Origin of the sequence: Nocardiopsis potens DSM 45234, assembly GCF_000341105.1 — a bacterium.
Lineage (GTDB): Bacteria > Actinomycetota > Actinomycetes > Streptosporangiales > Streptosporangiaceae > Nocardiopsis_A > Nocardiopsis_A potens.
Genome location: NZ_ANBB01000047.1, coordinates 99,924 through 121,204 on the forward strand (window position 1 = coordinate 99,924; position 21,281 = coordinate 121,204).

19 protein-coding genes are annotated in these 21,281 nt (G+C 75.3%); 10 read left to right on the forward strand and 9 right to left on the reverse strand.

What is annotated here, in order from left to right; genetic code table 11:
- Positions 1 to 81: 81 nt before the first annotated feature.
- The 3 genes from D459_RS32200 to D459_RS0119770 form a co-directional block, all read right to left on the reverse strand.
- A complete protein-coding gene (locus D459_RS32200) occupies positions 82 to 768 on the reverse strand; it encodes a MerR family transcriptional regulator (protein WP_017594733.1) in 687 nt (228 codons plus the stop codon).
- A 51-nt stretch (positions 769 to 819) separates the two neighbouring features.
- Positions 820 to 1,419 (reverse strand): TetR/AcrR family transcriptional regulator, encoded by a 600-nt coding sequence (locus D459_RS0119765; RefSeq protein WP_020380262.1) that lies wholly within the window; start codon positions 1,417 to 1,419, stop codon positions 820 to 822.
- Between the two features lie 100 nt (positions 1,420 to 1,519).
- Complete coding sequence (locus D459_RS0119770; RefSeq protein WP_017594735.1) at positions 1,520 to 2,443, reverse strand: alpha/beta fold hydrolase; 924 nt, start codon at positions 2,441 to 2,443, stop codon at positions 1,520 to 1,522.
- Between the two features lie 94 nt (positions 2,444 to 2,537).
- Between D459_RS0119770 and D459_RS0119775 the strand changes: the two genes are divergently transcribed.
- Positions 2,538 to 3,686 carry a PQQ-dependent sugar dehydrogenase gene (locus D459_RS0119775; RefSeq protein WP_017594736.1) on the forward strand — a complete coding sequence of 383 codons (1,149 nt, stop codon included), beginning with the start codon at positions 2,538 to 2,540 and terminating at the stop codon, positions 3,684 to 3,686.
- A gap of 55 nt (positions 3,687 to 3,741) precedes the next feature.
- Here D459_RS0119775 and D459_RS0119780 read toward each other — a convergent pair whose 3' ends face one another.
- Entirely contained in the window at positions 3,742 to 4,296 is a 555-nt protein-coding gene (locus D459_RS0119780) for a Uma2 family endonuclease (protein WP_017594737.1), read from the reverse strand.
- Between the two features lie 50 nt (positions 4,297 to 4,346).
- Positions 4,347 to 5,030: an IclR family transcriptional regulator gene (locus tag D459_RS0119785; RefSeq protein WP_017594738.1), complete on the reverse strand. Its 684-nt coding sequence runs from the start codon at positions 5,028 to 5,030 to the stop codon at positions 4,347 to 4,349.
- A 197-nt stretch (positions 5,031 to 5,227) separates the two neighbouring features.
- Between D459_RS0119785 and leuC the strand changes: the two genes are divergently transcribed.
- From leuC to D459_RS0119800, 4 genes are all read left to right on the forward strand, one after another.
- Positions 5,228 to 6,625 carry a 3-isopropylmalate dehydratase large subunit gene (gene leuC / locus D459_RS0119790; protein ID WP_017594739.1) on the forward strand — a complete coding sequence of 466 codons (1,398 nt, stop codon included), beginning with the start codon at positions 5,228 to 5,230 and terminating at the stop codon, positions 6,623 to 6,625.
- Between the two features lie 48 nt (positions 6,626 to 6,673).
- A complete protein-coding gene (gene leuD, locus D459_RS0119795; protein ID WP_017594740.1) occupies positions 6,674 to 7,264 on the forward strand; it encodes a 3-isopropylmalate dehydratase small subunit in 591 nt (196 codons plus the stop codon).
- Entirely contained in the window at positions 7,243 to 7,512 is a 270-nt protein-coding gene (locus D459_RS32205) for an SCO5555 family protein (RefSeq protein ID WP_020380263.1), read from the forward strand. The genes leuD and D459_RS32205 overlap by 22 nt, the downstream gene beginning before the upstream one ends.
- Before the next feature lie 78 nt (positions 7,513 to 7,590).
- Entirely contained in the window at positions 7,591 to 7,872 is a 282-nt protein-coding gene (locus D459_RS0119800; RefSeq protein WP_017594741.1) for an HU family DNA-binding protein, read from the forward strand.
- A 54-nt stretch (positions 7,873 to 7,926) separates the two neighbouring features.
- Here D459_RS0119800 and cofC read toward each other — a convergent pair whose 3' ends face one another.
- Positions 7,927 to 8,559 (reverse strand): 2-phospho-L-lactate guanylyltransferase, encoded by a 633-nt coding sequence (gene cofC, locus D459_RS0119805; protein WP_017594742.1) that lies wholly within the window; start codon positions 8,557 to 8,559, stop codon positions 7,927 to 7,929.
- Positions 8,560 to 8,754: 195 nt separating this feature from the next.
- On the opposite strand from cofC, the gene D459_RS0119810 reads away from it, so the two are divergent.
- From D459_RS0119810 to D459_RS0119820, 3 genes are all read left to right on the forward strand, one after another.
- On the forward strand, positions 8,755 to 9,519 hold the full coding sequence (locus D459_RS0119810) for a lysophospholipid acyltransferase family protein (RefSeq protein ID WP_026120570.1): 765 nt from the start codon (positions 8,755 to 8,757) through the stop codon (positions 9,517 to 9,519).
- Positions 9,516 to 10,526, forward strand: coding sequence for an NAD(P)H-dependent glycerol-3-phosphate dehydrogenase (locus tag D459_RS0119815; protein ID WP_017594744.1), 1,011 nt, complete (start codon positions 9,516 to 9,518; stop codon positions 10,524 to 10,526). The genes D459_RS0119810 and D459_RS0119815 overlap by 4 nt, the downstream gene beginning before the upstream one ends.
- 326 nt (positions 10,527 to 10,852) lie before the next feature.
- Positions 10,853 to 11,980, forward strand: a complete 1,128-nt coding sequence (locus D459_RS0119820) for a D-alanine--D-alanine ligase family protein (protein WP_017594745.1) — start codon at positions 10,853 to 10,855, stop codon at positions 11,978 to 11,980.
- Between the two features lie 82 nt (positions 11,981 to 12,062).
- Here D459_RS0119820 and D459_RS0119825 read toward each other — a convergent pair whose 3' ends face one another.
- The gene (locus tag D459_RS0119825) at positions 12,063 to 13,010 is read right to left on the reverse strand and encodes an EI24 domain-containing protein (RefSeq protein WP_017594746.1); all 948 of its coding nucleotides are present in this window, start codon (positions 13,008 to 13,010) and stop codon (positions 12,063 to 12,065) included.
- Between the two features lie 142 nt (positions 13,011 to 13,152).
- Here D459_RS0119825 and D459_RS32210 point away from each other — a divergent pair, with 142 nt between their 5' ends.
- On the forward strand, positions 13,153 to 14,160 hold the full coding sequence (locus D459_RS32210; protein WP_017594747.1) for a hypothetical protein: 1,008 nt from the start codon (positions 13,153 to 13,155) through the stop codon (positions 14,158 to 14,160).
- Here the strand turns inward: D459_RS32210 and D459_RS0119835 are convergent.
- Both D459_RS0119835 and D459_RS0119840 read right to left on the reverse strand, forming a co-directional pair.
- Positions 14,118 to 16,385 carry a 3'-5' exonuclease gene (locus D459_RS0119835; RefSeq protein WP_017594748.1) on the reverse strand — a complete coding sequence of 756 codons (2,268 nt, stop codon included), beginning with the start codon at positions 16,383 to 16,385 and terminating at the stop codon, positions 14,118 to 14,120. The two genes, D459_RS32210 and D459_RS0119835, sit on opposite strands and share 43 nt — an antisense overlap.
- Positions 16,386 to 16,525: 140 nt before the next feature.
- The gene (locus D459_RS0119840) at positions 16,526 to 17,881 is read right to left on the reverse strand and encodes a YjiH family protein (RefSeq protein WP_017594749.1); all 1,356 of its coding nucleotides are present in this window, start codon (positions 17,879 to 17,881) and stop codon (positions 16,526 to 16,528) included.
- A 289-nt stretch (positions 17,882 to 18,170) separates the two neighbouring features.
- On the opposite strand from D459_RS0119840, the gene D459_RS37385 reads away from it, so the two are divergent.
- Positions 18,171 to 21,263, forward strand: a complete 3,093-nt coding sequence (locus D459_RS37385; RefSeq protein WP_152523048.1) for an NB-ARC domain-containing protein — start codon at positions 18,171 to 18,173, stop codon at positions 21,261 to 21,263.
- The last annotated feature ends 18 nt before the right edge of the window (positions 21,264 to 21,281 follow it).

The following is a 21,281-nucleotide window of genomic DNA, read 5'->3' on the forward strand; positions in this document are numbered from 1 at the left end:
CCTCCCCGCCGGCGGCGGTCCCGGCGCTGCGGGCCGCCGGAGCACTCCGATGCCCCCGCGGCGCCGGAATCCTCGCGGGGATCAGGCCCCGGGGGCGTCCGCGGCGGGGGAGGCGTCCCCGCTCCGCTCCTCCTCGCGGCGGGCCCGGCCGTGCAGGGTCCGGGCGGACACGTCCTCCTGGGCCATCCGGCGCATCGAGGCGAACGCCCGCTCCATCAGGGTGCAGCAGACCGCCATGTACTCGACGGTCCGCTCCCGGGGCGCGTCCGGGTCGATGCCCGCGACGTCGAGCTCGGCGGCGGTGTGCGCCGCGGCGGCGTACCGGGCGAGCAGCGCGGGGTCGGGGGAGAAGCCGAGCCGCTCCATCGCCTCCAGGGCGCGGCCCAGGGCGCGCCGGTCCGGGGAGAAGGGCGAGACCCGCCAGTCCAGGCCGGCCAGGAGGCGCTCCACCCGCTCGGCCTCCGGGGCGTCGCCGGAGGCGTCCCCGGCCTCATCGGCGGCCAGGGTGTACTGCACCGTGCCGAGCAGGTCGTGCAGTTCCAGGCCGGTGTCGTCGACCGCGTCGAGCAGCCGGCGCACCCGGGCCAGCGGGACGCCGGCGACCTCGGTGAGCGCGCGCACCAGCCGGAGCCGGCGCAGGTGCCCCTCGGAGTAGCGGGCCTGGGTGGCCGAGGTGGCCTCCCCCTTGGGGAGCAGCCCTTCGCGCAGGTAGAACTTGATCGTGGCGACCGGCACGCCGCTCCGCCTGCTCAGCTCCGAGATGCGCACGCCGCGGCCTCCTTCCCGGGGCGCCTCCGCGCCCCCGAGTGGAGAGTATCGCTATCCAATGTGCCGTGCGGCGAAGGCCTCCGCGTCGCCAGCCCCGGAGGCGCCGACCATCGCGAGCAGCTGGCCCAGCAGCCAGTCGGCCAGTTCGGCGGCGGGCATCGGGCGCTCCTCGATCCAGATCAGCACGGCCGACTCGACCGCGGAGATCCAGCAGCGCATCGCCAGCCGCACCCGGGGCGAGGGCTCGCCGGCGCCGGAGCGCTCCGCCAGCAGGGCCAGCACTTGGCCGCGGACCTCGTCGATCAGCGCCTCGGTCCGCTCGGTGGCCACCTTCGAGCCGCCGCGCAGCAGCGCGGTGTAGGCGGGGGCGTACTCCTCGGCGAAGGCGATGAACGCGCGCAGCGCGGAGCGCACCTGCTCGGCCGGGGGCAGCTCCTCCGGCGGGGCCAGCCGCGGCGCGAGCTCGCCGATCGCGCTGCGCAGCGCGGCGGTGCGCAGCTCGTCCATGTCCGAGAAGTAGCGGTAGACCAGCGCCCGGGAGACGTCCGCGGCCGCGGCGACGTCCTCCGGGGAGACCCGCTCCGGCGAGCGCTCGGAGAACAGCCGGAGCGTGGTGCGGACCAGGTCCTCCCGCCGCCGGTCCGGGGACATCCTGCGCGGGCGCCGCGCCCCGCCCGCCGGTCCGCTCGCCATTCGCCGCCCTCCCGCCGCTCCGCCGTGCACCGTCCAGTATCGGCGACCGGCGGCGGGGTCACCGCGGGCCGGCGGCGCCGAGCCCGCGGACGAAGGCGTGCACCCGCTCGGCCACCGCGCCCGGGCGGGACCGCGGCATCCAGTGGCCGCCCTCCACCGGCACCGCCCGGAAGTCCTCGGTCCAGCGGGCGGCCGCGGTCTGCGCGCCCTCGGTCATGAACACCTCGTCGGCGGGGAGCAGCACCTGGACCGGGACGGCGGTGCGCCGCTCGGCGGGGGCGCGCAGCCGGGGGCGGAAGTTCTCCCGGTACAGGCCGAGGCCGTTGATGTGGTCGCGGAGCGCGCGCCGGGGCGGCGGGGAGCCGGCCGGCGGGCGGCCGATCCGGTCCAGGGCGCCGAGCACCGCGCCGCCGATCCCGGTCAGCCAGGCCAGCTCGGGCAGGACCGGCAGGTGGAAGAAGGCGATGTAGCCGGAGCGCACCGCCTGGTCGGCGAAGGCGCGCAGGGCGCGTGGCGAGGGGCGCAGCCGGGAGCGCAGCCAGAGCGCCGCGTGGTCCAGGCAGGGGCCGGAGATCGAGGTGTAGGAGGCGAACGCCGGGGCGTGCCGCTCGTCGGTGACCGCATGCCAGGCCGCGATCGACCCCCAGTCGTGCGCGAGCAGGTGCACCGGCCCGTCCGGAGAGGCGGTCCGGGCGACCCGGGCCATGTCGTCGGCGAGCCGGTCCAGCGCGTAGCCGGAGCGGTGCCGGGGCGCGGTGGAGGCGCCGGCGCCCCGGACGTCGTAGGCGACCACGTGGTAGCGGTCGGCCAGGCGGGCCGCGACGCCGTCCCAGACCGAGGAGTCGTCCGGGAAGCCGTGCACGCAGAGCAGGGTCGGCGCGGCCGGGTCCCCGTGCTCGCGCACCGCCAGGCGCAGCCCGTCCGCGGTGGCCGCGTACCGGAGGCGGGGGGCCGCGGCGTCGGCCGCACTCGTGTGAGACATGGCGTCATGTTAAACAAGGTGTCAGTAAGGCGCCAGGGCCCGCGGAGCGGCCCTTCCCGGGGTACGGCGGGGCCGGGGCGGGCAGGAACCCGGCATGCGACGACACGCCCGACCGCGCGCCGCGGCCGCCCTCCTCGGCGCGGCGCTGCTGCTCCCCGCCTGCTCCGGCGGGGCCGGAGAGGAGGCCGGGGGCGGTGGCGGCGCCGCCGGGCCGGGCGGTCCCGCCGAGCCGCCGCAGGCCACCGGCCGGCTGGTCCCGCCCGGCGAGCCGGAGACGGTCGCCGACGGCCTGGAGACGCCCTGGTCCATCGCGTTCCTGCCGGACGGCTCGGCGCTGGTCGGCGAGCGGGACACCGCCCGGGTGCTGCGGGTCTTCCCGGACGGCGGCACCGAGGACGTCGGCGAGGTGGACGGGGTCGCCCCCTCCGGCGAGGGCGGCCTGCTCGGCCTGGCGGTCTCCCCGGAGATGGGCGAGGACCTGGAGGGCGCGGTGTTCGCCTACTTCACCTCCGGCTCGGACAACCGGATCGTGCGGATGGACTTCGACCCGGACCGCGGGCTGGGCGGGCAGGAGACCGTGCTGGACGGCATCCCCTCCGCCTCGTTCCACAACGGCGGCCGGATCGCGTTCGGCCCGGACGGGCACCTCTACGCGGGCACCGGCGACGCCGGCGACACCGGGAACGCCCGGGACCCCGACTCGCTCGGCGGCAAGATCCTGCGGATGACCCCGGACGGCGACCCGGCCCCCGGCAACCCCGGCGGGACCGTGGTCTACAGCGGCGGGCACCGCAACGTGCAGGGCCTGGCCTGGGACGAGGACGGGGCGCTGCTGGCCACCGAGTTCGGCCAGGACACCTGGGACGAGGTCAACGTGATCGAGCCGGGCGGGGACCACGGCTGGCCGGAGACCGAGGGCACCGGCGGCGGCGAGGGGGCCGTCGACCCGGTGGTCACCTGGACCACCGATGAGGCCTCGCCGAGCGGCGCGGCGGTCGCCCAGGGGTCGCTGTGGGTCGCCGCGCTCCGCGGCGAGCGGCTGTGGCGGGTGCCGCTCACCGGCGACCCGGACGACCCGGTCGCCGAGCCGGAGGTGCTCTACCAGGGCGAGTACGGCCGGCTCCGCGCGGTGGCGGCCGCCCCCGGCGGCTCCGAGCTGTGGATCACCACCAGCAACCGGGACGGCCGCGGCGACCCCCGCGACGGCGACGACCGGATCCTCCGCGTCCCGCTGCGGGGGTAGCCGGTCGGCGTAGGAGAGAGCACCGTCCCGGCGCGGTGTCTCTCGCTCCCGGAGGTCAGCCGATGGCGGAGGTCCGCAGCGGGCCGGTGAAGGGGGCCTGGAGGAGCAGGTCGTCGCCGGTGGTGACGTTCATCTGCTTGCGGTAGACGCCGTTCTCCGGCTCCTCGAAGAGGGTCCAGCGCCGGTTCTCGGTGTCGATCAGCAGGTAGGCGGGCACCTCGCCGCATGCGTAGCCGCGGGGCTTCTTGACCTGGTCCGTCTCCGCGTTGCTCGGCGAGGTGATCTCCACGGTGAGCAGGGCCTCCTGCGAGGGGAACTTCCAGATCTCCTCCGTGAGCAGGGAGGCCGGGAGGACGGCCAGATCCGGGATGTAGCGCTCACCGGTCGCCGGGATGGCCAGGGTCACGTACTGGACGATCTCCCATTCGGCCGGCAACAGGCTGCGCAGCGCGTACTGGACCCGGGAGGCGAGCAGGGCGTGCGAACCGAGCGGAGTGGGGGACACGACGACCTTCCCTTCGATGATCTCCACCCGGTAGCCATCGGGGGCCTCGATCTGGTCGGCGAGGGTGCCGAGATCCTGCATCAGGCCCGTGACGGGCATCGCCATTGCTCGCCCTCCTTCGTGGACCGCGGAATTCCACTATAGAGCGCGGGTGCTCACACCGCCTCGTGGTTGTGCAGGGCCTCGGTGATCTTCTCCGCGGCGGCCGTGACGGCCTTGGCGTGCAGCCGGCCGGGGGAGCGGGTCAGGCGCTCGATCGGACCGGAGACCGAGACCGCGGCGATCACCCGGCCGCCCGGTCCGGAGATGGGGGCCGACACCGAGGCGACCCCCTGCTCGCGCTCGCCGACGCTCTGCGCCCAGCGGCGCCGGCGGACCTGGGTGAGGCTCTGCGCGGTGAAGTGCGCGCCGCGCAGCGAGCGGCGGATCCGGTCGGTGTCCTCCCAGGCGAGCAGGACCTGGGCGGCCGAACCGGCGTTCATCGGCAGCTCGCTGCCGACCGGGACGGTGTCCCGCAGGCCGCTGGCCCGCTCGGCGGCGGCCACGCACACCCGGACGTCGCCCTGTCTCCGGTAGAGCTGGGCGCTCTCCCCGGTGAGGTCGCGCAGCTGGGCCAGGACCGGGGTGGCGGCGGCCAGCAGCCGGTCCTCGCCGGTGGCGATGGACAGTTCGCCCAGCCGCGGGCCGAGCACGAACCGCCCCTGGCTGTCCCGGGTGACCATGCGGTGCCGCTCCAGGGCGACGGCCAACCGGTGCGCGGTGGGGCGCGCCAGGCCGGTGATCTTGACGAGCTGGGCCAGGGAGGCCGGGCCCGCTTCGAGGGCGTCCAGGACCGACATCGTCTTGTCCAGGACACCGACGCCGCTGGATGAGCTAGAGTTGTCCATGGCTTGATATTGCCGTCTCGCTATTTGGAATGCAAGTCCGGGTCGACGCGCGTCTCCGCGCCGCGCGGGCGGGCACCGGGAGAGGCGGCGGGCCGCTCCACAGGTCCATTCCGCACACGGTCCAGCGATACAACCGGGAGGCGTCGCAGATGGCACGCACGATGGCCGAGAAGGTCTGGGAGGAGCACGTCGTCAGGCGTGCCGACGGGGAGCCCGACCTGCTCTACATCGACCTGCACCTCGTGCACGAGGTGACCAGCCCGCAGGCCTTCGAGGGCCTCCGGCTGGCCGGCCGGGGGGTGCGCCGCCCCGACCTGACGGTGGCCACCGAGGACCACAACGTGCCCACCGAGAACATCCTCGGCCCGATCGCGGACAAGGTCTCCCGCACCCAGATCGAGACGCTGCGCAAGAACGCCGCCGAGTTCGGCGTCCGGCTGTTCCCGATGGGCGACATCGACCAGGGCATCGTGCACGTGGTGGGCCCGCAGATGGGGCTCACCCAGCCGGGCATGACCATCGTCTGCGGCGACAGCCACACCAGCACCCACGGCGCCTTCGGCGCGCTGGCCTTCGGCATCGGCACCAGCCAGGTGGAGCACGTGCTGGCCACCCAGACGCTGCCGATGACCCCGTTCAAGACCATGGCGGTCACGGTGAACGGCACGCTGAAGCCGGGGGTGACGGCCAAGGACATCATCCTGGCGGTGATCGCCGAGATCGGCACCGGCGGCGGGCAGGGCTACGTCATCGAGTACCGCGGCGAGGCGATCCGGGCGCTCTCCATGGAGGCCCGGATGACCATCTGCAACATGTCGATCGAGGCGGGCGCCCGGGCCGGCATGATCGCCCCGGACCAGACCACCTTCGACTACATCGAGGGCCGCCCGCACGCCCCGGCCGGCGCGGACTTCGAGGCCGCGGTCGAGCACTGGAAGAGCCTGCGCAGCGACGAGGACGCCGTCTTCGACAAGGAGGTCGTGCTCGACGCCGACCGGCTGAGCCCCTTCGTCACCTGGGGCACCAACCCGGGCCAGGGCGTGCCGCTGGACGCCGAGGTGCCCGACCCCGCGGAGATGGCGGGCGCCGACGACCGCGCCGCGGCCGAGAAGGCGCTCTCCTACATGGACCTGCGGGCCGGCACCCGGATGCGGGACATCAGGGTGGACACCGTCTTCCTCGGCTCGTGCACCAACGGCCGGATCGAGGACCTGCGCGCCGCGGCCGAGGTGATCAAGGGCCGCAAGGTCGCCGACGGGGTGCGGATGCTGGTGGTCCCCGGCTCGATGCGGGTCAAGGAGCAGGCGAACGAGGAGGGCCTGGGCGAGGTCTTCAAGGCGGCCGGCGCCGAGTGGCGCGAGGCGGGCTGCTCGATGTGCCTGGGCATGAACCCCGACCAGCTCAAGCCGGGCGAGCGCAGCGCGTCCACGTCCAACCGCAACTTCGAGGGCCGGCAGGGCAAGGGGGGCCGCACCCACCTGGTCTCGCCGCTGGTGGCCGCGGCGACCGCGGTGCGCGGCACGCTGTCCTCGCCCGCGGACCTGTGACCGGGCGCCGCTGACGCCCCTGCGACGACGAACGGAGAAGGACGAGCCATGGAGAAGTTCACCGTCCACACCGGGCGCGGCGCCCCGCTGCGCGCGAGCAACGTGGACACCGACCAGATCATCCCGGCCGTTTACCTCAAGCGGGTGGCGCGCACCGGGTTCGAGGACGGGCTGTTCGCCGCCTGGCGGGCCAACGACCCCGACTTCGTGCTGAACCGGGAGGCATACCGGGGCTCCGACGTGCTGATCGCCGGGCCGGACTTCGGCACCGGCTCCTCCCGCGAGCACGCGGTGTGGGCGCTGCAGGACTACGGCTTCAAGGCCGTGCTCTCCCCGCGCTTCGCCGACATCTTCCGCGGCAACGCGCTCAAGGGCGGGCTGCTGGCGGTGGTGCTTCCGCAGCCGGTGATCGAGCGGCTGTGGGCGATCGTGGAGGCCGACCCGTCCGCGCCGGTCACCGTGGACCTGGTGGAGCGCGAGGTCCGGGCGCCCGGGCTGACCGAGCCGTTCGAGATCGACGACTACACTCGCTGGCGGCTGATGGAGGGGCTGGACGACATCGCCCTGACCCTGCGTCACACCGACGACATCGACGCCTACGAGGAGACCCGGAGGTCATGGCTCCCGGTGACCAGGTAGACCCCGGAACCCCCTCCGAGGGCGCGGAACCGCCGCCCGGAGCGGAATTTTACCTTGATTTGGCGAAGCGGCTGAAGGAGGCCCACCGGCTGGCCGAGTCGCTCCCGGAGGGTGTCCGGATTCCGGTTATTCGTAGGCTTTTGACTGTCACGGAAGCGGTCAAAAGGGATCCTGTTCGCGGTTCCGAGCGTCTCGACCGGATGCTGAAGGAGATCTCTTCGCAGGTCGATGAGTCCTCGACACGCTGAAAACAGGGGCGTTTGTGTTTGTGCGGACCCCCTCCGGTCCCCTAATTTCGTGCGAGCAAGGGGGAACCGGAGGAACCAATGAACAAGCGTGACCTGATCGACGCGATCTCCGACCGGTTGGGGGACAAGAAGACCGCAACCGAGGCCGTCAACGCCGTGTTGGAGACCATCCAGAAGACCGTCGCCGCCGGCGACAAGGTCGCCATCACCGGGTTCGGCGTGTTCGAGAAGGCCGAGCGCGCCGCCCGCACCGCCCGCAACCCCGCGACCGGGGAGGCCATCCAGGTCCCCGCGAGCTTCGTCCCGAGGTTCCGGGCCGGGGCCGACTTCAAGGACCTGGTGAACGACAAGAAGAAGTAACCCGGCGCACCGCGGCGCCGCCCGGCCCGGAAGGGCCCGGCGGCGCCGTGCCGTTCACAGGCCCAGCCGCCGCAGCGCCTCGGCGGTGTGCCGGCCGACGCCCAGCCCGCGGGCGGCGTCCAGGTCGGCCGGGGTGTCGGCGTCCCGGCGCAGGCCGGGAAGGTCGGCGCGGGACAGCTCGACCGCGCCCAGCCGCAGGTGGCGCCGGCGCGATGGGCCCTCGAACGCCGGGGCGAACTCCGCCCCGGGGGCGGCCGCGTACAGCGTGGTGCCCACCCCGGCGGCGTCGGCGACGAAGGAGCGCGGGTGCCGGGCCGCGTCGCCCAGCGCCCGCTCCAGCTCCTCGGGGCGGAGCGCGGGCAGGTCCGCGGAGAGCGCGCACACCCCCTGCCCGGGGTCGCGCAGCCGGGCCGCGGCCGCGCCGTGCGCCAGCGCCGGGTTGAGCCCGGTGCCCGGCTCGCCGCCGACCACCGAGGCGCCCAGCTCGGCCAGGGCCCGCTGGGCCCGGCGGTCGTCGGTGACCGCGAGCACCGCTCCGACCCGGGGGCAGGCGGCCGCCGCGGCCACCGTGTCCCGGGCGAAGGCCAGCGCCAGCTCGCCGCGGAGCGCCCCGCCCAGCGGGGACAGCCGGGTCTTCGCCCCGGCCAGGCCCTTGACCGGGACCAGCACCGACCACAGCTCGCCCACCGGTGCTCCCCCCTGACCGCCGATGGAACCGGATAAACCCGAACATCATACGGCGCAGGGGTCGAAGGAGACCGCCCGCACCGGCATGACGTGGGCGCCTTCCCGGGCCGCCTAGACTGGACCGACCGCAGGAGGCCGTCCCCCTCCGGCCCTGCGGGGGTGCACCTGGAGAGCGGGGCGGATCCGGAGGAGCCTGTGGCGAAGCAACGCGAGTCGCGGTGGGTGAAGGTCGTCGTGGCCTCCATCGTCCGCCCGATCATGCGGACGCTCACCAAGCCGGAGTGGAGCGGGCAGGAGAACATCCCGCGCAGCGGCGGTGTGATCATCGCCGCCAACCACCTGTCCATGGCCGACCCGCTGACCATCGCGCACTTCCTCTACGTCGCCGGTCGCCGCTGGCCCACCTTCACGATGAAGGAGGGCGTGATGCGGATCCCGGTGGTCCGCTCCGTCGCCAAGAGCACCGGCCAGATCCCGGTCAAGCGCGGCAGTACCGAGGCGATCAAGGCGCTCGGCGAGGCGGAGACCGCGCTGACCAGGGACGGCTCCTCGGTCATCTTCTACCCGGAGGGCACCGTCACCCGCGACCCGCGGCTGTGGCCGATGGCCGCCAAGACCGGTGTGGCGCGGCTGGCGCTGAGCACCGGCGTGCCGGTCGTCCCGCTGGCGCACTGGGGCGAGCACGAGATCCTGGAGTACGGCACCAACAAGCTGAGCCTGTTCCCGCGCAAGCGGGTGCGGATGGCGGCCGGCCCGCCGGTGGACCTGTCCGCCTACCGGGACAAGCCGCTCACCGGGACGGTGCTGCGCGAGGCCACCGCCGAGATCATGGCGGCCATCACCCGGCTGCAGGCGGAGATCCGCGGCGAAGAGCCCCCCGCGGTGCCCTACGACCCCAAGCAGGCCCGCCAGGACAAGGCGGTCGAGGACGGCGGCAACGGGAAGGCGGGCGCCGCATGACGAAGGTCGCGGTGATGGGCGGCGGGTCCTGGGGGACCGCGTTCGCCAACGTGCTGGCCGACGCCGGGCAGGCACGGACGGTGCTGTACGGCCGGCGGGCCGAGGTCGCCGCGGCGGTCGACGAGCGCCACGAGAACCCCGACTACCTTCCCGGCATCGCGCTCAACCCGGAGCTCTCCGCCACCGCGGACCCGGCCGAGGCGCTGTCCGGGGCGGACTTCGCGGTGGTCGCCGTGCCGTCCCAGTCGCTCCGCGCCAACCTGCGCGCCTGGGCCCCGCACATCCGCCCCGAGGCGGTGGTGGTCAGCCTGATGAAGGGCGTCGAGCTGGGCACCTCGCTGCGGATGAGCGAGGTGATCGCCGAGGAGCTGGCGCTGCCGGAGTCCCAGGTCGCCGTGGTGACCGGCCCCAACCTGGCCCGGGAGATCGCCGAGCGGCAGCCGGCCACCGCCGTGGTCGCCTGCCCGCACGAGCCCACCGCGGTGCGCCTGCAGCACCTGTGCAAGTCCGCCTACTTCCGCCCGTACAGCAGCACCGACCTGGTCGGCGCCGAGCTGGGCGGGGCGGTGAAGAACGTCATCGCGCTGGCGGTGGGCGTCGCGGTCGGCATGGGCTTCGGCGACAACGCCAAGGCATCGCTGATCACCCGCGGCCTCGCCGAGACGGTGCGGCTGGCGGTGGCGCTCGGCGCCGACGAGCACACCCTGGCCGGGCTCGCCGGCATGGGCGACCTGGTGGCCACGTGCAGCTCGCCGCTGTCGCGCAACCGCACCTTCGGTGAGCGGCTGGGCTCCGGGCTCACCCTGGAGCAGGTCGTCGCCGAGACCAGGCAGACCGCGGAGGGCGTGAAGTCCTCGGAGTCCATCCTGGCGCTGGCCCGCAAGCACGGCATCGACATGCCGATCACCGAGGCCGTGGTCGGGATGATGCACCACGACCTGTCGCCCGCCGAGGCGCTGATGGCGTTCATGTCGCGCAGCGCCAAACCGGAGCGGTACGGGGTCTGACCGGCGGTCGGGCCGGGACACCGGGGCGCGGGGTGGTATCCGCGGCGGCTCCGGTCACGTAGGCTCCACGTCGCACCGGTGCGCATCCGGCGCGCCGGCGCGGCGGACCCTCCCCGGCGCCGGGGCCGGCGCCCTCCGGCCGCGCGCCGGAGCGGTGCTTCCCGCTCCACGCGGCCGATCCGGCCGCGGCGCGGGCCGGTCCTCCGGCGCGGCGGGGAGGCGACAGGAGGGCGGGGCGGTCCCGGGTCGGGGCCCGCTCCGGCAAGTCCGGACACCGCACATCGCGGTTTTCGGGTCGGTTTTAAGGCGAGATAGGGTCGGGCAGCATGGCCGAGCAGCGTAAAATCCGCGTCGCCGTCGTCTTCGGCGGGCGCAGTTCCGAGCACGAGATCAGCTGCGTCACCGCGGGCAGTGTGCTGTCGGCGATCGACGCGGACCGCTACGAGGTGGTGCCGATCGGCATCACCCGGGGCGGCGAGTGGGTGCTCGCCCCGTCCGACCCGGAGCGGCTGGCCATCGGCGCGGGCAAGGAGCTGCCCACGGTGGAGAGCGCGGCGGCCGGCGGCGCCCGGCTGGCGCTGCCCTTCGACGCCGCCTCCGACCTGCTGGTGCTGGGCCCGGACGAGGTGCCCGCCCGGCTCGGCGAGGTGGACGTGGTGCTGCCGCTGCTGCACGGCCCCTACGGCGAGGACGGCACCATCCAGGGCCTGTTCGAGATGATGGGCGCCCGCTACGCCGGCGCCGGGGTGTTCGCCAGCGCCGCCTCCATGGACAAGGTCTTCATGAAGGCCATGTTCACCGCGAACGGCATCGCCACCGGCCCTTACCTGGCCGTCACCGACCGGCGGTGGCGCGCCGAGCGCAAGCGGGTGCTGGACGACGCGGCGGCGCTGGGCGGCGCGGTGTTCGTCAAGCCGGCCCGGGCCGGCAGCAGCGTCGGCATCACCCGGGTCGCCGACGCCTCCGACGCCGACGCGCTGGCGGCGGCGATCGAGGCCGCCCGCGAGCACGACCCGAAGGTCATCGTGGAGGCCGCGGTCTCCGGCCGGGAGGTCGAGTGCGGGGTCCTGGAGGGGCTGGACGGAGCCGCCCCCGAGGCCTCGCTGCCCGCGGAGATCCACGTCGCCGAGGGCTTCGACTTCTATGACTTCGAGGCCAAGTACCTCTCCACCAGCAGCCTCACCATCCCGGCGGAGCTGCCCGCCGAGGCGGTCGAGCGGATCCGCAAGGCGGCCGTGGCGACCTTCGAGGCGCTGGGCTGTGAGGGCCTGGCCCGGGTCGACTTCTTCTACACCGACGCCGGCGAGGTGCTGGTCAACGAGATCAACACGCTGCCCGGCTTCACCCCCAGCTCGGCCTTCCCGAAGATGTGGGAGGCCACCGGGCTGGACTACCCGGCCCTGGTGGACCGGCTGATCACCACCGCGCTCGGCCGCCCGGCCGGCCTGCGCTGACCCCGGACGGCCCCGCCGGCCGGAGCGGGCGCCCCGGCCGCGCGGGCCCGTCCCGCCGCACCGCCCCTGCCCGGCGGGGCGCCTAGCGGGGGCCGTAAGGGCCGCCGCGGGGCGCGCCAGGGCCGCCGTACGGGCCCTGCGGCCCCTGGGCCGGACCGTTGTACGGCCCCTGCGGAGGACCGCCGTACGGGTCCTGCGGCGGGCCGCCGTAGGGCCCCTGGGGCGGTGCGCCGTAGGGGCCGCCGGGGTGCGGGGGCGCGGCCGGCCCGGAGGGCCGGGAGGCCGGGACCAGCCGCCGGGTCAGGATCGTTCCGCCGGCGGTGGCCGCCGGGAACACCAGCACCGCCACGAACGGAACGGCCAGCAGCAGGTAGCACGGGACGGCGAAGCCCAGGGAGAGCGCCTTGTGCCCGGCCATGGCCCGGCGGCGGTCGCCCAGCCGGATCAGCCCGCGGCGGTCGAACGCCGTGCCGACCAGCTCCATGCCGAGCATCCACCCGCCGAACAGCGCGGAGACCACCGGGATCACGGTCTGCCCCACCACCGGGATGAAACCGGCGAGGAGCAGTGGCAGCGACACCAGCGCGGTGATCGCCACGATCACCAGCGACTGCCGGATCGACCGGGCCATGGAGGAGATCAGCGGCTCCTCGGACTCCGGGGGCGCGTCGCCCAGCTCGTCCTCGACCGCCTCGGCGATCAGGTCGTACAGCGGCGCGCCCAGCGCCAGGGTGAGCCCGGTGAACCCGACCACCATCAGCAGCACCGTTCCGGCGACCAGCACCACGCCGGCGGTCACCCGCATCGTGGCGCGCCAGCCCTCGTCCCAGCCGTCGGCGAACGGGGTGATCCAGGCGGACAGGTCGTCGATGTTGGCCAGCAGCGCCACCAGCGCGGCGACGAACAGCAGCGAAGTGAAGAGCGGCGGGATCGCGCCGAGGAAGAACAGCTTGGGGCGGCGGAGCACGATCCCCGCGCCGCGGAGGAGGATCGCGGCTCCGGAGAACAGGTCCCGAACGGTTGAGATCATGGCCCTGGAGCCTACTGGGCGCCGGGTACGGGATCACCCGGCCGTCCACAGGCCCCCGTCCACAGGCCCTGTGCACAGCGGGCCGTCCACAGGTCCGGAGAGGGCCTCGCGCCGGGGCGGTGCGGCGGGGTCGGATGGGGCCATGGCAGAACTCCCGTACCCGTCCCCGCCCGGCCTCTCCGCCGCCCTCGGCCTCGCCGCGGCCCAGCACGGCGTGCTCGGCCGCGACCAGGCCCTCCGGTCCGGGCTGAGCGCCGGCCGCGTCGGCGCCCTGGTGCGCGCCCGGCGCTGGCGGATCCTCCGCCCGGGGGTGTACTACGTCCGCGGCGGGCCGCCCCCGCTCGCCGCCCGGGTCAAGGCCGCCCAGCTGGTCTACGGGCCGCGCGCGGTGGTCGCCGGCCCCACCGCCGCCCGGCTGTGGGAGATGCAGGGCCCGGTCCCCGGCCCCGGCTTCGAGCACGTCCACCTCAGCGTCCCCGGGCGCGGCCGCGGCACCGCCACCGGCGTCCGGCTGCACGGCTGGGACGTGCCGGCCGGCGAGGTCACCCTGCGGTACGGCATCCGGCTCACCACCCCCGGCCGGACCCTGCGCGACACCGCCCTGCTCACCGACCGGCACACCGCGGTCAGCGTCCTGGACTCCGCCCTGCAGCAGGGCCTGGTCGACCCGGGCGACCTGCCCGGGCTGCGCGACGCCAACGCCGGCCGGGCCGGGGCGCCGCGCAGCCGCGCCTGGTGGGAGGAGTGCGACGGCCGCGCGCAGAGCACCTTCGAGACCCGGCTCCGGCTGGTCTGCGTCGACGCCGGCATCGCCCCGGAGGCCCTGCAGTACCCGGTGCACGCCGCGGACGGCGGCCTGGCCGGCCACGCCGACCTGGCCTGGCCGAGCTGGGGGGTGGTCGCCGAGGCCGACGGCCGCGGCGCGCACTCGCTGCCCGACGCGCTCTACACCGACCGGGGCCGGCAGAACCGGATCGGCGTCGCCCCGGAGCGGTTGGTCCTGCTCCGCTTCACCTGGAGCGACCTGCGCCACCCGGCCCAGATCGCCGAGCTGGTGCGCGCCGCCCGGGACACCGCCGCCCGGGACACCGCGCCCCGGGGCGGGGATCAGGGCAGGAAGGGGCTGGGGTCGCCGTGCCAGCTGACATAGAGCCGCTCCCGGGCCCGGGTGCAGGCCACATAGAGCAGGGAGCGCTGCGCGTCCAGGTCGGCGCGGTGCTGGTTCTCGTCGATGTCGGGGGAGGTCACGTGGTCCATCAGCGGGAGCGCCGAGGCGGTGGCCCCGGTGACCGCCACCGCGCGGAACTCCAGCCCCTTGACCCCGTGCATGGTGGTGACCCGCACCGAGCCCGCCTCGTCGGTGACCGAGTGCCGGCCGGGGTTGAAGATCGCCGCGGGCAGCGCCCGGGCCCGCAGGTGCGCGGCGACGGAGTCGCGCAGCCGGTTGGTCCGGGCGGTCACGCAGACGTCGCCGGGGGCGATGCCCTCGGCGAGCCAGCCGCGCACCCGCTCGGCCAGGGCGTCCAGCTCGTCCGGTTCGTCGGCGGCGCCGCGCACCTCCGGCTGCGGCCCGCTCAGCACGCACCGCACCGAGCCGGGCGGCTCCGGCGCGGCCTCGCCGAGCTCGTTCGGCACCCGGCCGCGGATGATCCCGTCGGCCCAGCCGAGGATCTCCTCGGTGGTGCGGTAGTTGACCCGCAGCGGGTAGGAGCGGCCCACCACGCCGATGCCCAGCTGCTTGAAGGAGACGGTGTTGTCGTAGATGCGCTGCCGGTTGTCGCCGGTGATGAACATGTCGTTGGGGCCGCGGGCGACCGCGGCGCGCAGCGTGCGCCACTGCATCGGGTGCAGGTCCTGGGCCTCGTCCACGACCAGGTTGGTGTAGGGCTTCTCGCCCCGCTCGGCGAGCAGCCGGGCGGCCTCGGCGTGGATCTCCTCGGCGGCCAGCGCGCGCCCGGTGCGCATCCTCGCCCGCGCCTCGCTGATCGCGTGCCACACCGCGCGCCGCCGGTCGGCGTCGAGCGGCGCGGTGCGGCCGCGCCGGGCGTCCGGGTCCAGGTACCCCTCCAGGGTGCCGATGCCCTGCGCCATCACCACGTGCCGGTACTCCGAGTAGAGGAAGTCCGGGGGGAAGTCCAGCCGGTGCTGGCGGGCGATGTTGGCGAACAGGCCGCGGGTGTCGGTGCGCAGCCGGACGTCCGGCCGGGCCTCCTTGACCACGTCCAGGGCGAGCTTGTCGGTGGTGACCACGTCCACGTCGTCCAGGATCTCGTCCGGGAGGAGCAGCGCCAGGTTGCGCTTGAGCGATTCCACCAGGGCGTTGGTGAAGCTGGTGAGCAGCACCCGGCCGTCCAGCGGCAGGTGCTCGGCGAGGAACTTCACCCGGTGCAGGGCGACCACCGTCTTGCCGGTGCCGGGCCCGCCGGAGACCTTGGCCGGGCCGCTGAAGTGCGCCCGGTAGGCCAGGTCGCGCTGCTTGGGGTGGAGGAAGACCCGCCAGGCGTTGAACTCCCCGGCCAGGACGTCCTCGACCTCCTGGTCGTCGCCGACCACGATGACCCGCTCCCGGGTGTGCCGGATCGCGGTGTCGTAGTCGTCGGCGGCGACCGCGCCGATCCGCGGCCGCCGCGGCGCCACCACCTCCTGCAGCACCCGCTGCACCGAGTGGCCCTCGGCCAGCGCGGTGAGCACCTCGTACTGGTCCTGGGGGAGCGCCGGCCGCCAGGCGCGCAGCTCGGCGGCGTCCTTGAGGGACCGGCAGAACCCGCGGATCTCCGGGTCCACGCCGAGCCGCTCCAGGTCCCGGTCGGTCACCCCGTCGAACGGCCCGCCGCCGAGCTCCGGCCCCGGGTCCCGGACGGCCGGGGCGCCCGCGGCGCCGGCGGGCGCCCCGCCGGTCCGGGGGGCGGCGGCCGCTCCGTTCACCGCGGCGGCGGGCGCCCCGGCGGGGGCGGTCCCCGCCCCGGAGTCCGCGGCGGCCGGGTGCGGCGGGGCGGGGGGCTCCGCCGACACCACCGGGGCGAGGGCGGTCGCGTTCCGCCGCTCCAGGGTGCCCATCACGCTGTTCACGTCGTGCCGCTGGTCGGACGCCCAGCTCTCCGCGTTCTCCTTGGGCAGCAGGTGCACCAGGAGGAACGTCTCGCCGGACTCGGGGGCGAGCATGACGCCGGTCCAGGTGTCGCTGAGCCGGAACGTCCTGATCCGCGGGTCCTGGCCGTGCGGCAGCGGGCGGATCCGCAGGTCGGGGTGGGCGACCAGGGCCTCCCAGGACAACTCGCGGAACTTCCGGGTGACCGCGCGGAGCCGCTCGCGCGTCGGCCCGTCGAGTTTGTCGTACTGAGGAAGACACGTCGCGTCGATGGCCAGCTGGGGCATGGGCCTCCTCAACTCCAGGCGCGCGGGCCGGCCGGCCGCGGCGGGGGAACACCGCGTATCCGGCCGCCTACGGTTCTTTTCTACCGGAAGGAGCGGACAATCCACCTGTTCGCGGCCGGAACCGGCACCCGGAGGCCCGTTCAGAACACGATGTGGGTGATGAGCGCGACGAGCGGGATGGAAACGGCCGTGCGGAGCAGGAAGAGCGCGATGCAGTCGCGCAGCCGGACCGGGACGTCCAGTTCCAGCAGCAGCGGGATGGTGGCGGAGAAGAACAGGAGCTGGGTCAGCGAGAGCACCGCGATGAAGAACTTCGCCTCCACCGCCGCGCCCGCGCCGAGCAGGGCGGGCAGGAACATTTCGCTAATCCCGACCAGGGAGGCGGGCGCCACCACCTCGGGGTCGGGGACGCCCAGCAGCGCGATCACCGGCTCCAGCGGGCGGCCCAGCCAGTCGAAGAGCGGGGTGTGCTGCGCGATGAGGATCGCCGCGGTGCCCACCGCCATGATGCTGGGCAGGATGACCAGCGCCAGCCGCACGCCCTCGGCGAAGCTGCGCGCGCATTCCCGGCCCACGCCCTCGGCGTTCCGGGCCCGCTCCAGCGCGCTGCGCAGCGCGGCGCGGAGCAGCGGCCGCTCCGGCTCCGGCTCCGGCGCGCCCTCGCCCAGGTAGTCGTCGGGGAGCCGGGACAGCGGCGGGATCCGCACCAGGAGCGCGGAGAGCAGCACCGAGAGCAGCAGCACCGAGCCGACGATGACCGGGAAGTACGGCATCAGGTCCAGGGTGGCCGCGACCACCGCGAAGAAGCCCAGGCTGACGCTGCTGAAGCAGGTGGCGATGGTGGCCGCCTCGCGGGTGGTGTACCGGCCCTCCAGGTACATCCGGTTGGTCACGTACAGGCCGATGGAGTACGACCCGACGAACGACGCCAGCGCGTCCAGCGCGCCCCGCCCGGGGACCTTGAACACCGGGCGCATCACCGGCCGGGCCAGGGTGCCGATGAACTCCAGCCCGCCGTAGGAGACCAGCAGCGACACGAAGACCGCGCCGATCGGGACGATGACCGCCACCGAGAGCACCACGCTCTCGAAGATCAGCGGGCCGACGCCTTCGTCCAGTACGGCGGCCGGGCCGACCCCGGCGACCACCATCACCGCGAGCACCGCGCCGGCCGTGCGCAGCACGGTGAAGACCGGGCCGGTGGCGAAGTGGCCGAGGAGCGCCGGCCGGCCGCCGTCCCGCCGGCGGACCGCCGCGGCGGCGAGGGTGAGCAGCGCGGCCGCGACGGTCGCGGCCGCCGCGTAGAGCCGCACCGCGGTCGGCGCCCCCTCCTTGATCAGGTTCACCAGCAGGTCGAAGGGGATGGTCCACTCGCCGCCCACCCGGATCGGGAGCAGGAAGAAGACCAGGCCGGTGAGGGTGGCGGCGGCGAACCGGGCCCCGCCGCGGCGGGTCTGCGCGCGCGCCGGCGGGGTCGGCCGGGAAGAGGGGGTCATGGAACCTCCACGGCGTGGCCGGAGGCGGACAGCCCTCCGGCCGTACGTGATGAGCTGGGGTGATGTAGGGCCCCATCTTCGAGGCCGGTTTTGCGGCGAATTGCCCGCAGTGTGGCCCAGGACACCATGTGGACACCTGAAAATTCGCTGACCTGCAAAAACAGCGAACCGTGCGTCTGAGATACCGGACAGAAGATCGGGGAGCCGCCGCCCCGGTGTCTCTGAGAGCATCGGGGGCACGATACGAGCCGGACCCCCGGCCGGTTTCCGGCGACCGGACCATGGACGGATGGAGCGCATGACGGAACGGGCCGACCCCCAGCCCGATCGGAGCCCCGCCCCGCGCACCGAGCGGAAGCGCCGTGCGCACCTCGCGGTACTGGGGGCCTGGGGGCTGCTCTCCATCGCGGCGACCGTGCTGCAGAACGCGCCGGACCTGCTGGAATGGCTGCCCAACGAGGCGATCTGGGGCCTGGTGGTCATCGGCGCCCTGGCCCAGCTGCCGTTCATCGCCCGGGACGCGTTCCGCGGCGGCCGCGCCGGAAAGGGCGCCGCCGCCGAGCCGTTCTGGCGGGAGGGCCACGGCGACAACCTGCTCCACCCCGAACCGCACTTCGTCGGCTACCGGGAGCAGCGGGAGGAGATGCGGCGGCTGCTCCGGGCGTTCCCCCGCCCCGGCTGGCGCGGCGCCCTGGACCGGGCCCGCTGGTGGCGCCGGCCCGGACCGCAGCGGCCCCCGCTGGTCGTGGTGGTGACCGGGGCGCCCGGCACCGGCAAGAGCCAGCTGGCCAACCTGGTCGCGCGGGAGACCGCCGACCGCTTCCCCGACGGGGTCCGCTGGGCCGACCTGACCAGCGGCACCAGCGCCGACGGCGAGGACGCCGGGGCCGCCGGGACCGACGGGGAGGAGGGGGCCGGCGCCCGCGGGACCTGGCAGCGCATGCTCGACGTGCTGCCCCGCAGGTTCCCCCGGCTGCGCGGCGACCGGACCGCCCCGGCCCCGGCCGCCGCCCGGCCGCGCTCGGTGCACGCCCTGCTGGAGGAGCTGCTCGGCGCCTCCGGGGACACCCCGCGCGGCCCCCGCCGGCAGCTGGAGGAGGCCTGGCGGGGCCGCACCGCGGGCCGCAGGCTGCTGCTGGTGCTGGAGAACGCCGAGGACCCCCGCCAGGTCCAGCCGCTCCTGCCGAACAGCCCGGACAGCGCGGTCCTGGTCACCGCCAAGCGCCCGTTCCACGACGCCGGGTTCGAGTCCACCGAGGTGCGCCTGGAGGGGCTCACCGAGGACGAGGGCGTCGAACTGCTGGACCGGCAGGCGCCCATCCCCGCCGGCGCCGCCGACCCCGAGCGGGAGCGCCGGGCCCGGCGGGCCGTCGCCGAGCACTGCCACGGCCTGCCGCTCGCCCTGAAGATGTGCGGCAAGCGGCTGGCCTCGCACACCGGGGAGGACACCGAGCGGCTGCTGGCCAAGCTGCGCAGCGCGCACGGCACCCCGCTGCTCGGCCCCACCGGCTTCCCCGCCTCCTTCCTGGGCGTCTTCCGGCTGTGCGGCACCGAGGCGCGCCGGCTGCTGCACCGGATGGCCGGCACCGGCATGCAGGAGGCCGCCGACTACGCCGCGGCCGCCCTGCTCGGCACCGGCAGGGAGCGCGCCGCCGAGGTCCTCGCCGAACTGGTCCAGCTGTCCCTGCTGGAACCGCTCGGCCGGGCCGACGACGGCGTCCGCCGCCACCGGATGCACCAGCTGGTCCGGGACACCATGGTGGTGCTCGGCCCGGCGGAACTGGGCGTCCCCGCCGCCGAGGCGGAGGCCGAGTGGGGGCCGGAGGCGATCGCGGCCGCCGCCCGACGGCTGGTCGAGGCCTACACCTGGACCGCCGGCGCCGCCGCCGCGGAGCTGCACGGCGACGACCCCGGGTTCCCGCCCCCGCCGCTGGCCGGCCCGCCGCCGGACCCCGCGGCCGCCGCGTTCGGCCTGGAGGCCCCCGGCAACCCGCCCGCCTGGCTGCACCGGGAGAGCGAGGTGCTGCTGGGCTGCATCTGGCTGGCCGCCGACGGCGGCCACACCGGGGCCGGGTGGCGGCTCTCCCGCGCCGTCGCCGAGATGTGCAAGGCGCTGCGCACCCACTGGGAGGAGTGGGAGCAGGCGGTCGAGGCGCAGCTCGCCCTGGCCTACGGCGGCGCCGACGCGCAGGCGCTGGCCATGGCGCTGCTGGAGGCCTCCGAGCTGTCCGGCGCCCGGGGCCGCTACCAGCAGGGGGCGGTCTACGCGCGGCGCGCCCTGCTCGTCTTCGAGCGGCTCGGCGCCGACGAGCGGTGGGCCGCGCGGGCCCACCGGGCGCTCGGCGTCTGCCTGCAGCGCTGGGGCGACCTGGGCGAGGCCCAGGAGGAGCTGGAGCGCGCCGAGGCGGTGCTGGCCGAGCACGGCGAGCGCCGGTGGCACGCCCGCGCCCTGTACGACCTGGCCCAGCTCCACGCGGACCTGGGCCGCCGGGAGAAGGCGGCCGGGCTGCTCCGCCGGGCCCGGGACGCCTTCGCCGCCGAGGGCGACACCGCCCAGCGGGACCAGGTCCGCATCATGCTGGCCGAGATCCTCGCCGACCGAGGCCGGCACCTGGACGCCTGGATCGCGCTCCAGTCGCTGCTGGAGGGGTTCCGCGGGCAGGGCAGGCACTGGTTCGCCGCGCAGTGCCTGCGGGTGCTCGGCGGGCTCGACGGCGAGCTGCTCCGCCGGCAGTGGAGCGAGTCCGAGGGCGGGGGCCGCCCCGGCCGGCGGCTCCGCCGCGCCTGGTCGGCCGCGGAGCGCACGGCCCAGCTGCGCGAGGCGATCGTGCTGATGGAGCGGATGGGCGACCTGTGGGGGGTGAACCGGACCCGGCTCACCCTGGCCCGGGTGCTGGTGCACGCCCGCGACTTCGACGGGGCCGAGCGGACCTTCCGCCGGGCCGCCGCCGGCTTCGCCGACCTGGGCCGCGGCACCGGCCACGACGGCGAGCAGGGCGACCTGCGCTGGCAGGCCCGCACCCACCACGCCGCGGCCGAGGAGATCCTCGCGGTCGTCTCCCCGGCCCGGGAGGGCGCCGACCCCACCGTCCCGCTCCGCTACGCCCGCCCGCTCCAGCAGGCCCTGGCCCACGTGCACCGGGCGCTCGACCTGTACGAGGAGCGGGGCAACACTTCCGGCCTGGCCACCGCCCGCATCCTGCTGGCCCGCATCCTCTGGGTCGACGGCGCCGACCGTGCCGAGGTCCTCGGCCACCTGGAGACCGCCGCCCGCCGCGCCTCCGACGCCGCCCTCCCCGACCTGGAGGAGGAGGCCCGCGCCCTGCACGCCCGCCTCGCCTCGGCCCACCCGGACGTGGCCCGCCTCTGGGAGATCCACTAGGCCTTCACCGGGAGGCCC

Bases quoted from the DNA above. Each gene is read 5' to 3' on its own strand.
- D459_RS0119835 (WP_017594748.1), bottom strand. From the start codon at position 16,385: ATGCCCCAGCTGGCCATCGACGCGACGTGTCTTCCTCAGTACGACAAA.
- D459_RS0119815 (WP_017594744.1), top strand. From the start codon at position 9,516: ATGACGAAGGTCGCGGTGATGGGCGGCGGGTCCTGGGGGACCGCGTTC.
- D459_RS0119800 (WP_017594741.1), top strand. From the start codon at position 7,591: ATGAACAAGCGTGACCTGATCGACGCGATCTCCGACCGGTTGGGGGAC.
- D459_RS0119840 (WP_017594749.1), bottom strand. From the start codon at position 17,881: ATGACCCCCTCTTCCCGGCCGACCCCGCCGGCGCGCGCGCAGACCCGC.
- D459_RS0119780 (WP_017594737.1), bottom strand. From the start codon at position 4,296: ATGGCGATGCCCGTCACGGGCCTGATGCAGGATCTCGGCACCCTCGCC.
- D459_RS0119820 (WP_017594745.1), top strand. From the start codon at position 10,853: ATGGCCGAGCAGCGTAAAATCCGCGTCGCCGTCGTCTTCGGCGGGCGC.
- D459_RS0119785 (WP_017594738.1), bottom strand. From the start codon at position 5,030: ATGTCGGTCCTGGACGCCCTCGAAGCGGGCCCGGCCTCCCTGGCCCAG.
- D459_RS0119765 (WP_020380262.1), bottom strand. From the start codon at position 1,419: ATGTCCCCGGACCGGCGGCGGGAGGACCTGGTCCGCACCACGCTCCGG.
- D459_RS0119825 (WP_017594746.1), bottom strand. From the start codon at position 13,010: ATGATCTCAACCGTTCGGGACCTGTTCTCCGGAGCCGCGATCCTCCTC.
- D459_RS0119770 (WP_017594735.1), bottom strand. From the start codon at position 2,443: ATGTCTCACACGAGTGCGGCCGACGCCGCGGCCCCCCGCCTCCGGTAC.
- D459_RS32210 (WP_017594747.1), top strand. From the start codon at position 13,153: ATGGCAGAACTCCCGTACCCGTCCCCGCCCGGCCTCTCCGCCGCCCTC.
- D459_RS32205 (WP_020380263.1), top strand. From the start codon at position 7,243: ATGGCTCCCGGTGACCAGGTAGACCCCGGAACCCCCTCCGAGGGCGCG.
- D459_RS0119775 (WP_017594736.1), top strand. From the start codon at position 2,538: ATGCGACGACACGCCCGACCGCGCGCCGCGGCCGCCCTCCTCGGCGCG.
- D459_RS37385 (WP_152523048.1), top strand. From the start codon at position 18,171: ATGGAGCGCATGACGGAACGGGCCGACCCCCAGCCCGATCGGAGCCCC.
- leuC (WP_017594739.1), top strand. From the start codon at position 5,228: ATGGCACGCACGATGGCCGAGAAGGTCTGGGAGGAGCACGTCGTCAGG.
- leuD (WP_017594740.1), top strand. From the start codon at position 6,674: ATGGAGAAGTTCACCGTCCACACCGGGCGCGGCGCCCCGCTGCGCGCG.